The organism is Pantoea sp. ANP04 (assembly GCF_041982285.1).
Taxonomy (GTDB): domain Bacteria; phylum Pseudomonadota; class Gammaproteobacteria; order Enterobacterales; family Enterobacteriaceae; genus Pantoea; species Pantoea eucalypti.
Map to the genome: position 1 here is coordinate 108,523 of NZ_JAUTYS010000017.1, position 11,408 is coordinate 119,930.

General features: G+C 56.5%; 5 protein-coding genes. 4 read left to right on the plus strand and 1 reads right to left on the minus strand.

The window, feature by feature from the left end:
• Positions 1-101 precede the first annotated feature (101 nt).
• Genes ptrA through recD form a run of 3 tightly spaced genes read left to right on the plus strand, consistent with a single transcriptional unit; the run spans position 102 to position 8,367 of the window.
• Positions 102-2,993: a pitrilysin gene (ptrA, locus tag Q7C21_RS20000; protein WP_008925650.1), complete on the plus strand. Its 2,892-nt coding sequence runs from the start codon at positions 102-104 to the stop codon at positions 2,991-2,993.
• A complete protein-coding gene (recB, locus tag Q7C21_RS20005; RefSeq protein WP_375151052.1) occupies positions 2,990-6,529 on the plus strand; it encodes an exodeoxyribonuclease V subunit beta in 3,540 nt (1,179 codons plus the stop codon). Before ptrA ends, recB begins: the two co-directional genes overlap by 4 nt.
• Positions 6,526-8,367: an exodeoxyribonuclease V subunit alpha gene (gene recD / locus Q7C21_RS20010; protein ID WP_375151053.1), complete on the plus strand. Its 1,842-nt coding sequence runs from the start codon at positions 6,526-6,528 to the stop codon at positions 8,365-8,367. Before recB ends, recD begins: the two co-directional genes overlap by 4 nt.
• Before the next feature lie 49 nt (positions 8,368-8,416).
• Here the strand turns inward: recD and argA are convergent, their stop codons facing one another.
• Entirely contained in the window at positions 8,417-9,745 is a 1,329-nt protein-coding gene (gene argA, locus Q7C21_RS20015; protein ID WP_003853937.1) for an amino-acid N-acetyltransferase, read from the minus strand.
• Between the two features lie 232 nt (positions 9,746-9,977).
• On the opposite strand from argA, the gene amiC reads away from it, so the two are divergent.
• Positions 9,978-11,222 carry an N-acetylmuramoyl-L-alanine amidase AmiC gene (gene amiC / locus Q7C21_RS20020; RefSeq protein ID WP_003853935.1) on the plus strand — a complete coding sequence of 415 codons (1,245 nt, stop codon included), beginning with the start codon at positions 9,978-9,980 and terminating at the stop codon, positions 11,220-11,222.
• The last annotated feature ends 186 nt before the right edge of the window (positions 11,223-11,408 follow it).

The following is an 11,408-nucleotide window of genomic DNA, read 5'->3' on the forward strand; positions in this document are numbered from 1 at the left end:
AGAAAGCGTTTTGCTAACTGATTCATTACACAGCAATTTTGCTCTGCTTTGAGCCGCCGCGTCCGATATTGGCGGCTTATCGGGAAATGAAAGGGGTTTACATGCGGGTACACGCACGCTGGATAGCGGCGCTAATGTTAAGCCTGGTGGCTTGCACGGCACAGGCGCAGACATCTTCAGGCTGGCAGCCAGTTAACGACACCATTCACAAAAGTGAACAGGATCCTCGTCATTATCAGGCTATCCGGCTGGACAACGGGATGACGGTGTTACTGGTTTCCGATCCTGTGGCGCCGAAATCGCTGGCGGCGCTGACGCTGCCGATAGGATCGCTGGACGATCCCGATCAGCAGGCGGGGCTGGCTCACTACCTTGAGCATATGGTGCTGATGGGCTCAAAACATTATCCGCAACCCGACAATCTGGCTGAATTCCTGAAAAAGCATGGCGGCAGCCACAACGCCAGCACGGCCTCTTACCGCACCGCTTTTTATCTTGAAGTGGAAAACGATTCGCTGGAGCCTGCGGTAGATCGCCTGGCGGATGCCGTGGCCGAGCCGCTGCTGGATCCGGTTAATGCCGACCGTGAGCGCCATGCTGTGAATGCGGAACTGACCATGGCCCGCTCGCGTGATGGCCTGCGTATGGCACAGGTCGGTGCTGAAACCCTGAACCCGGCACATCCGGCATCACGTTTCTCGGGCGGCAATCTTGAAACCCTGAAAGATAAACCCGGCAGCAAACTGCACCAGGCGCTGCTCGATTTTTACCATACTCATTACTCCGCCAACCTGATGAAGGCGGTGATCTACAGCAATAAACCGCTGCCGGAAATGGCGTCAATTGCAGCTAAAACCTTTGGGCGGGTACAAAATCATAATGCCAGCGTGCCAGACATTACGGTGCCGGTGGTGACCGATGCCCAGCAGGGCGTCATTATTCATTACGTTCCTGCACAGCCGCGCAAGCAGCTTAAAATTGAGTTCCGCATTGCCAACAACAGCGATCGCTTCCGCAGTAAAACCGACACGCTGATTAGCTACTTAATCAGTAATCGCAGTAAAAACACGCTCACCGACTGGCTGCAAAAACAGGGACTGGCTGATGGAGTGAATGCAGGCGCGGACCCAATGACCGAGCGTAATAGCGGCGTGTTTGCTATTACCGTCTCACTCACGGATAAAGGCCTGGCACAGCGTGATGACGTGGTGGCGGCGATCTTCAGCTACATCAATCTGCTGCGTCAGCAGGGCGATGATAAGCGTTATTTCGACGAAGTTTCACACGTGCTGGCACTCGACTTCCGCTACCCCTCTATTACCCGCGATATGGATTATATTGAATGGCTGGTTGATACCATGCTGCGCGTACCGGTGGAAGATACGCTGGATGCACCTTATCTGGCGGATCAGTACGATGCCGCGGCGATCAAATCCCGGCTTGAAGAGATGACCCCGCAGCATGCGCGAATCTGGTACATCAGTCCGCAGGAGCCGCACAATAAAACCGCCTATTTTGTGGAAGCGCCTTATCAGGTTGAGAAGATCACGCCACAAACGTTTGCCGACTGGCAGCAGCGCGCCAGTCAGATTTCGCTGGCGATGCCGGTGCTGAACCCCTATATCCCGGATGACTTCACCCTGTTGCCATCAGACGGTAAAACGTATCAGCATCCGGTGAAGCTGGATAACGAAGACGGTATGCGTATTTACTGGATGCCCAGCCGCTATTATGCCAGCGAGCCCAAAGCGGCCATAACCCTCGCGTTACGTAACCGGCATGCGATCAGTGACGCCCGCCAGCAGGTGCTGTTTGGCCTCAATGACTACCTCTCAAGTCTGGCACTGGACACGTTAAACTCACAGGCCTCGGTGGGCGGCATCAGCTTCTCAACCGGTGAGGATGACGGGCTGGTGTTTAGCGCCAGTGGCTTTACTCAGCGCCTGCCCACGCTGCTGAAGAAACTGGTAGAGGGCTATGCCACCTTCCAGCCGACAGAACAGCAGCTGGCGCAGGCTAAATCCTGGTATCTGGAGCGGCTGGACGCGGCGGAGAAAGGCAAGGCGTTTGAACAGGCGATTCAGCCGATGCAGTTGCTCTCACAGTTGCCTTATACCCAGCGCGAAACCCGTCGCAAGCTGGTGAGCACGCTCACACTGAAGGATGTAACGACCTATCGCGACTCGCTGTTCCGCGACGCGACCCCGGAGATGCTGGTGGTGGGTAATCTCAGTGCGGAGAGTGTGAAGCAACTGGGACATGAGCTTAAACAGCAGGTGCAGAGTAATGCGACCCGCGACTGGCACAGCCAGTATGTGGCCATTAAAAAACCGATGAAAGCCAACCTGCAACAGCAGGGCAGCAGCACTGACTCCGCCCTTGCCGCGCTCTATGTTCCACTGGGATACAGCGAATATCAGAGCATGGCGCACAGTTCTATGCTGAGTCAGATTGTGCAGCCCTGGTTCTACAATCAGTTGCGCACCAAAGAGCAGCTCGGCTATGCCGTCTTTGCCTTCCAGATGCCAGTGGGCCGTCAGTGGGGCATCGGTTTCCTGCTGCAGAGTAATAGCAAGCAACCGGGCTGGCTATTGCAGCGCTATCAGGCCTTCTATCCGCAGGCAGAAAAGCGTCTTCGCAGCATGAGTCAGGCAGACTTTGTTCAGTATCAGCAGGCGATGATCAATGATTTGCAGCAGCGTCCTCAGACGCTCTTTGAGGAAGCGGACCGTTATAGCCGCGACTTTGATCGACAGAATGATCTGTTTAACACCCGGCAAAAAATGGCCGAGCAGGTGGCGCGGTTAACCCCGGCCAGCCTGGCTGACTTTTTCCGGCAGGCGGTGATCGAACACAAGGGCATGGTGATGACGTCACAGATTGCCGGCACCGGCAACGGCAAGGTTGAATTTGCCCGCCAGCCTGGCTGGAAAACCTGGAAAGAACTGGCGAAACTGCAGCAGTCGCTGCCGGTTAAGAGTGAGACCCAATGACGCAGTTACCGCCCGTATCGCTGAATCCCTTAACGCTGCCGCTCAGAGGCGAGCGGCTGATTGAGGCATCAGCAGGCACCGGAAAAACCTTTACCATTGGTCTGCTCTATCTGCGCCTGCTGCTGGGGCTGGGCGGCGAAAACGCGTATAGCCGGCCACTCTCGGTAGAAGAAATTTTAGTGGTGACCTTCACCGAGGCCGCGACGGCGGAGTTACGCGGCCGCATCCGCGAAAATATTCATCAGCTGCGGCTGGCCTGTATTCGCGGCGAAAGCCGCAATCCGATGCACCAGTTGCTGCTGGCGCAGATGCCCGATCTGAGTCAGGCCGCTGCGCAGCTGCTGGCGGCCGAACGCCAGATGGATGAAGCCGCCATCTTCACCATTCACGGCTTCTGTCAGCGAATGCTGAATCTCAACGCGTTTGAATCGGGCATGCTATTCGAGCAGGAGTTGATAGAAGATGAACAGGCACTGCTCAAGCAGTCCACTGCCGATTTCTGGCGGCGTCAGTGCTATCCACTCAGTCTGGATGTGGCACGGATTATCGCCGCAGAGTGGAGCGGACCCGACAGCCTGCTGACGACACTGCGCCCCTGGCTACAGGGTGAGTCGCCAGTGCTCAAACGGCCGCCCGCTGCAGATGAGGATCTGGCGTCACGTCACGCCCGCAATCTGGCGCGCATCAACGCCATGAAGCAGCAGTGGCAGGCGCTGAGCGCCGATGTTGAAGGGATGATCAGCGCATCTGGCGTTGATAAGCGTAGCTATAGCAGTAAACACCTGCCCAACTGGGTCGCCCGCGTCACGCAGTGGGCCAGCAGCGAAACGCGTGATTATCAGTTGCCTAAAGAGCTGGAGCGTTTTGGACAGCAGGTGCTTGATGAGAAAACGAAAAAGGGTGAAGCACCGCGCCATTCGCTGTTTGAGGCTGTTGATCAGTTTCTGGCAGAACCGCTGTCGCTGCGGGATGTGATCATTGCGCAGGCGCTGACCGATGTACGAGCCACAGTTCAGCGCGAGAAACGGTTACGTGCGCTGTTAGGTTTCGATGACCTGCTCAGTAAGCTGGATGAAGCGTTGCAGCAGCCGGGCGGCGTGTTGCTGGCTGAAACTATCCGGGCGCGTTTCCCGGTGGCACTGATTGATGAATTTCAGGATACCGATCCACAGCAGTATCGCATCTTCCGTACGCTCTACATTAATCAGCCAGAACAGGCGCTGTTTCTGATCGGTGACCCCAAGCAGGCCATCTATGCGTTTCGCGGTGCGGATATTTTTACCTACTTGCGGGCCAGAAACGAAGTCAGTGCTCACTACACACTTGATACTAACTGGCGTTCTTCACCTGAGATGGTCGAGAGCGTCAATCGCCTCTTTTCTCAGATCGATTCGCCTTTTCTGTTTTCGGCGATCCCCTTTCAGCCGGTAATTCCCGCTGCGCCCAACCAGTCATTGAAGCTGATTTTTGACGAGCAGCAGCAACCGGCGTTGCGGTTCTGGCTGCAGCCCGGTGAGGGCGTCGGTAACAGCGATTACCAGCAGTTTATGGCGCAACAGTGTGCGGCGGATATCAGCCGCTGGCTGGTGGCCGGACAGCAGGGACGTGCCTGCCTGGGCAAAGGCGACGCGCTACAGCCAATGCGGGCTTCTGATATTACCGTGCTGGTGCGCAGTCGCAATGAGGCCGGTTTGATTCGCGACGCGCTGAATGCGTTGTCAATTCCCTCAGTCTATCTCTCCAGCCGGGACAGCGTTTACACCACGCCGGAAGCGCGCGAATTACTCTGGTTACTTCAGGCGATTCAGGCTCCTGAACAGGAACGGCTGCTGCGTAGCGCACTGGCGACCTCTATTTTTGCTATTGATGCCGCGACGCTGGATGCGCTGACACAGAATGAACGCGAGTGGGATGCGCTGGTGGAGCAGTTTGCCGTCTGGCAGCAGTTGTGGCACCAGCACGGCGTTTTACCGATGCTGCGTGATGTCATGATCAAGCGGCAGCTGGCGGAAAATATGCTGGCCTCGGAGAACGGGGAACGTCGCCTGACGGACCTGATGCATCTGGGTGAACTGCTGCAGGAAGCCTCAGTACAGCTGGAGAGTCCTCACGCCCTGGTGCGTTTTCTGGCGCAGCAGATTGCCCGACCAAACAGCCAGGCCGCCAGCCAGCAGCTGCGTCTGGAAAGCGACCGCCATCTGGTGCAAATCGTCACCATCCACAAATCGAAAGGGCTGCAGTATCCCCTGGTATGGCTGCCGTTTGCTGCCGGATTCCGCGAGGCGGCCAGCGCGCTTTATCACGATCGTGACAACTTCATGGCGCTGCTTGATGTGCAGGGCGATGCACAGAGTCTGGCGTTAGCCGAAGAGGAGCGTCTGGCGGAAGATTTGCGTCTGCTCTATGTGGCGCTGACCCGCTCGATCTATCACTGCAGCGTCGGCATTGCACCGCTGATTAAAGGCACGCGAAAAAAAGAGGGCGAAAGCGATCTGCACAAAAGCGCGCTCGGGTATCTGGTGCAGCAGGGTGAGGCGGCGGATGCGCAGCAGCTCAGCCAGAAACTGAATGCGCTGACCGGTGAGGAGATTGCGCTGGTTGAAGCCGATCTGATGCCGGGAGAAAGGTGGCAGGACGCTGAGCACGGCAATGAGGTATTGAGCAGTCGCGACGTGACCCGCGCACTGGCGGATGCCTGGCGGGTCACCAGCTATTCCGGCCTGCAACAGCATCACAGCTCGTCACTTCTTGATGCATTGCCAAACTTCGATATTGATGCGGCGGGCGAGGACGAGAGTGGTGAAGAGGCTGCATTGACACCGCACCATTTTCCGCGCGGTGCGGCGCCGGGCACCTTCCTGCACGGTTTGTTTGAGTCGATCGACTTTACCGAACTGCCGGATCGCGTCTGGCTGGAGGATCAGCTGCAGCATAATGGCTATCCGTCAGACTGGTTACCGGTCCTGGAACTGTGGATTGAGCGGGTATTGCATACGCCGCTTAACGCGGAAGGGCTGACGCTATCGGCAATTAAAAGCAGCGAACGACTGATCGAAATGGAGTTCTATTTGCCGATCAACAATCTGCTGACGGCGGCCGATCTTGACGATCTGCTGCGCCAGCACGACAGCCTCTCTCTGCAGGCCGCCCCGCTGGATTTTCGTCAGGTGCGCGGCATGCTGAAGGGTTTTATCGATCTGGTTTTCCGCTGGCAGGGAAAATATTATCTGCTCGATTACAAATCGAACTGGCTGGGCGATAGCCATGCCGCTTACACACCCGAGGCGATGGCGCAGGCCATGATCGGCCACCGTTATGATCTGCAGTATCAGCTCTATACGCTGGCGCTGCATCGCTATCTGCAACATCGCCTGCCGGACTACCACTATGAGCAACATTTTGGCGGCGTCTTTTATCTGTTTTTACGCGGGATGGACGGCAGCTCGCCGGACAACGGCATTTTTGCCACCCGACCCGGCGAAGTCTTTGTGGAAGCGATCGATGCACTGTTTGGTGAAACCGGAGAGGTGTTATGAGTGACATGCTGAGTCTGCTGCAGCAGGCAGTAGAGAAGCGTCTCCTGCGCCCGCTCGATATTCAGTTTGCACAACTCGTGGTGCCGGAATCACAGCCTGCGCGGCTGCTCGCTGCCGCCTGCGTCAGCGCTGAGGCAGGTGAAGGGCACGTCTGTTTTCCGCTGAGCAATCTCTGTGAAGCGCACCTGTTTGCCGGACGTCAGCCTGCGCTGGCCCAGGCGATCTGGCAGGCTGCTGGCGCGCCAGATGACTGGTTATCACACTTCGCTGACTGGCCGGCGGTGAGTGATGGCAGCCGGGTGACACCACTGGTGCTCAGCAACCAGCGTTTATATCTGCATCGGCTTTGGCAAAGCGAAGGCCGCATTGTCGATTTTTTTGCTGCCCATGAAGTGAAAACCGCGTTTGATATCCGTGCCGCAGGAGATGTCCTTAACAGCCTGTTTGACGACCAGCCAGAGAACTGGCAGAAAATTGCTGCAGCAGTGGCGCTGACCCGCAAAACGGCAGTCATTTCCGGCGGGCCAGGCACCGGCAAAACCACCACCGTAGCGAAACTGCTCGCCGCCCTGATTCGACTGAATCCGGGTGCGCTGCGCATCCAGCTGGCGGCACCGACGGGCAAAGCCGCCGCGCGGCTGACCGAGTCGCTGGGCAGGGCACTGCAGGATCTGGCCGTCAGCGACGAAGAACGGCAGCGTTTTCCTGCCGAAGCCACCACGCTGCATCGCCTGCTGGGCGCTCAGCCGGATACCCAGCGGCTACGCTACCATGCCGGTAATCCGCTGCATCTGGATGTGCTGGTTGTCGATGAAGCGTCGATGGTCGATCTCTCAATGATGGCAAAACTGATCGCCGCGCTGCCTGCCCATGCCCGCGTAGTGTTTCTGGGCGATCGCGATCAGCTGGCCTCTGTTGAAGCCGGTGCGGTGCTGGGAGATATCTGCCGCTGCACGGAAAGCGGCTACAGCCTGGCGCGGGCAGAACAGCTCGCCCAGCTGACCGGCTGCACGTTGCAGGGCAGTGATGATGCGCAGGCACCGGCAGTGCGCGACAGCATCTGCCTGCTGCAAAAGAGTTATCGGTTTGACGCCGCATCCGGCATCGGCCAGCTGGCAAAAGCGATCAATCAGGGTGATGCCGACCGGGTCAGAGCGGTGTTTGCAGCGGCCCATAAAGATGTCAGTTACCAGCCGCTGAACAGCGCAGAAGCGTATCAGGGGATGCTGGACGAAGTCGCACAGGGCTACCAGCCCTTCCTGCAGCTCATCAGGCAGCACGCACCACCCGCTGAGATCATAACCGCTTTTGGTCGTTATCAGCTGTTGTGCGCGTTACGTGACGGACCCTTTGGCGTTCAGGGTCTGAACCAGCGTATTGAGCAGCGACTGATGCAACTGCAGCGCATCCGGCGTCCTGGCATGGGTAGCCGCTGGTATGAAGGTCGTCCGGTGATGATTACCCGAAACGACAGCGCACTCGGCCTGTTTAATGGCGATATCGGCATTACGCTGCGGGATGAAGAGGGCAACCTGAAAGTCTTTTTCCCGCTACCCGATGGGTCGATCAAGGCAATTCAGCCGAGCCGGTTGCCTTCACATGAAACCGCCTGGGTGATGACGGTGCATAAATCGCAGGGGTCGGAGTTTGATCACACCGCGCTTGTGATGCCCACGCAGTTTTTGCCGGTTCTGACCCGTGAACTGGTCTATACCGCGATTACCCGTGCGCGTAAACAACTGACTATTTACAGTGAACCTGGCGTGTTTCAGCGTGCCGTGCAGCAGCAAACGCAGCGGCTCAGCGGTCTGGTAGAGCGACTGGCGGAAACGCGCTGAGAAGAGAGGGACAGATCACGATGTGGGTGATTGTCCCTTCTGCGGTGAATCAGGTGAGGTCGGCCATCAGCACTTTTGAACGGCGCTGATAGTTATACATCTCTTTTTTACTTTCGGGCAGTGACTCAATATCAACCGGCGTAAAGCCGCGCTCCTGGAACCAGTGGATACTGCGCGTGGTCAACACAAACAGCTTTTCCAGTCCCATCTGCTTTGCCTGCAACGCCACGCGCTGCAACAGCATCTCTCCGCGTGAGGAGCTGCGATAATCAGGATGAACCGCCACACAGGCCATCTCGCCAATCTTCTCATCCATAAACGGATAGAGTGCGGCACAGGCGATGGTCAGATTGTCGCGCTGAATAATCGTGAACTTATCGATCTCCATTTCCAGCTGCTCGCGAGAGCGACGTACCAGAATGCCCTGCTGCTCCAGCGGCCGGATCAGTTCGAGGATGCCGCCGATATCGTTGATATTGGCGCGGCGGATCTGCTCTGCCGACTCCATAACGATCTGCGTGCCGATACCGTCGCGTGAGAAGAGTTCCTGCAACAGTGCGCCATCTTCCTGATAGCTGATTAAATGGCTGCGGCGCACACCACTTCGGCAGGCTTTCACCGCGCCACGCAGAAAGCGAACAGTGCCGGAAAGATAATCGCCTTCCTTTTCAATCTCGTCGATACGGGCCTGCGCGTCATTCGGGAACAGCTCAGAGATAATTTCACCTTCGCTATTCAGGACGCCTTGCTCAGAGCAGAAGCCGATCATTTTTTCCGCTTTCAGCTTAATCGCCAGCTGCGTGGCCACTTCTTCCGAGGTGAGGTTGAAGCTCTCGCCCGTAACAGACACCGCCACCGGGCCCATCAGCACAATGGCATCGTTATCCAGCTGGCGATGAATCGCCTCTTCATCGATACGACGGATACGCCCGCTATGGCAGTAATCCACGCCATCATCCACGCCCAGCGGCTGTGAAATAATGAAGTTGCCGCTGACCACATTGATATGTGCGCCCTGCAGCGGGGTGTTGTTGAGACTCATAGAGAGGCGGGCAGTGATATCCAGCTGCAGCCGGCCTGCGGCCTGCTTGACCAGCTCCAGCGATTGCGCGTCGGTTACCCGGGTAAATTTATGATAAACCGGCTCCAGCTGCTGCTGCGCCAGGCTGGCATCAATCTGCGGCCGGGCACCATAAACCACCACCAGGCGGATGCCCAGGCTGTGCAGCAGGCCGATGTCATTAACGATGCCAGAGAAGTTCTCATGCTCAATCGCTTCGCCACCCAGCATGATGACAAAGGTTTTACCCCGGTGGGCATTGATATAGGGAACGGTATGGCGAAAACCCTGAACCAGTTCGGTACTACGTTCCTTCACGGCCAACCCTCAGTGAATGTTTATTCGTATTTTTTGTATTTTTATGCTTTTACGCCCGGTTTTGCAAGTCTTAATCCTGACGAAAATTTACGTTTTTATGGGTGTCAAAGCCGCTAACAGCCTGCATTATTTAGGGTTTCCGGGGTGACATCATGCTACGGATTGGATAAAGTTTTCGCCGCCATTTTATTAACTGGCGCTTTTTTAGACATAACACAGCAGCTGGAGCGGCATGTCAGACGTTAATTCCCATTTTTCACGCAGACGATTTTTACAGGGGACGGGCGCCTTACTGCTGTTAAGCGTCAGCCGCACAGGACTGGCGGCAAAAAACCACATTGTGGCGGTGCGTATCTGGCCCTCATCCACTTACTCGCGGATGACGCTGGAGTCAAACGTCGCGCTGAAATACAAGCAGTTTGCGCTGAGCAATCCCGAACGGCTCGTAATAGATATTCAGGGCCTGCATCTCAATTCGGCCCTGAAAGGGGTGGATAAGCAGGTACGGGTCGACGATCCTTTTATTAAAAATGCCCGGGTCGGCCAGTTCGACAGCAATACAGTGCGCGTCGTTCTGGAGTTAAAGCGCAACGTTGCGCCAAAGATTTTTAACCTTTCGCCGGTCGCCGGGATCAATCACCGGCTGGTGGTCGACCTCTATCCGAGTCAGAACCCGATAGAAGATGATCCTCTGCTGGCCCTGCTGAAAGACTATAACCAGGGTGATCTGGAGAAAGATGAAGGCGTGCAGGCACCCTTGCCAGGTAAAGCGGGGCGCGATCGTCCGATCATTATCATGATCGATCCCGGTCACGGCGGGGAAGATCCGGGTGCGCACGGCAAATATAAGACCCGCGAGAAGGATATTGTGCTGAAGATTGGACGGCGGCTCAAAGCGCTGATCGACAAAGAGTCCAATATGAAAGCCTATATGACGCGTAATGAAGATGTCTTTATTCCGCTGCGCGTCAGGGTTGCGAAAGCCCGAAAACAGCGCGCTGATCTTTTTGTCTCGATCCATGCGGATGCCTTTACCAGCCGTGCAGCTCGCGGCTCGTCAGTGTTTGCCTTATCAACCAGCGGTGCGACCTCGGCGGCAGCCCGTTTCCTGGCGCAGACCCAGAATGAATCCGATCTGATTGGTGGCGTCAGCAAAAGCGGCGACCGCTATCTTGATCACACCATGTTCGATATGGTGCAGCGCCAGACGATTCATGACAGCCTGAAGTTTGGCAAAGAGGTGCTGCATCGCATGGGGCGCATCAATCATCTGCACAAACGTACCGTGGATCAGGCTGGATTTGCGGTGCTGAAAGCCCCGGATATCCCGTCTATTCTGGTCGAGACCGCGTTTATCAGTAATGTGGAAGAGGAGCGTAAGTTGCGAACCACCCGCTATCAGCATCAGGTTGCGGAGGCGATTCTGGACGGCATTAAGGCTTATGTGAAGAGTGGGGCGGCGCTGGCCCATCGGTAACGGTTTGCGGGTAGTTACGGCTATCCGTGCACTTTTCAGGGCAGGAGAGAGACTAACGAGGTTTCAGGAACGTCAGAAACAAAAAAACACCCTTTCAGGTGTTTAAATGATTGGTTGCGGGGGCCGGATTTGAACCGACGACCTTCGGGTTATGAGCCCGACGAGCTACCAGGCTGCTCCACCCCG

Coding starts and splice junctions, on each gene's coding strand:
- ptrA (WP_008925650.1), top strand. CDS start 102: ATGCGGGTACACGCACGCTGGATAGCGGCGCTAATGTTAAGCCTGGTG.
- recB (WP_375151052.1), top strand. CDS start 2,990: ATGACGCAGTTACCGCCCGTATCGCTGAATCCCTTAACGCTGCCGCTC.
- recD (WP_375151053.1), top strand. CDS start 6,526: ATGAGTGACATGCTGAGTCTGCTGCAGCAGGCAGTAGAGAAGCGTCTC.
- amiC (WP_003853935.1), top strand. CDS start 9,978: ATGTCAGACGTTAATTCCCATTTTTCACGCAGACGATTTTTACAGGGG.